The 464-nt window shown below is 70.3% G+C and carries 1 pseudogene; it reads right to left on the bottom strand.

The features are described 5' to 3' along the window. Nucleotides 1–196: 196 nt before the first annotated feature. Nucleotides 197–464: pseudogene (locus EIP85_RS22365) on the bottom strand (sugar ABC transporter ATP-binding protein); the annotation flags it as partial.

The raw sequence follows: 464 nt of genomic DNA on the forward strand, positions 1-464 counted from the left end.
CCGTCCTGCTGCAGCTCCAGCGCGATGTTGGCGAGGTCGAGGCGGGCGATGTCGGCAGGCATGTCGGGGGTCCTTTGATCCGGGGCCAAGCGGCGGGTTTCCCCGAGGCCTATCCGATCCGGATAGGGTCTGGCCAGCCGGCATGCGAGGGCCGGCGGCCCTGCGGCCGCCGGCCCCGAACCTGCGCCTCGGAGGGCTACTGGCCGGCCGCCTGCCGCGATGCGTGCAACTCGTGTTCCAGCGTTTCGAGGCCTGCGCCGCCGGCCATGTGGAACATGAGGTTTTCGAGCGTCAGCTCGGCGCGTGGGGTGTCGAGGTCGACCTCGCCGCGGCGGAGCACCATGAAATGGTCGCCGACGAGATAGGCGTGATGCGGGTTGTGGGTGATGAAGATCACGCCGATGCCCTGCTCGCGGGCGGCCTGGGCGATGTAGCGCAGAACGAGGCCCGACTGCGCCACGCCG

The organism is Solirhodobacter olei, assembly GCF_004010155.1.
Lineage (GTDB): Bacteria > Pseudomonadota > Alphaproteobacteria > Rhodobacterales > Rhodobacteraceae > Solirhodobacter > Solirhodobacter olei.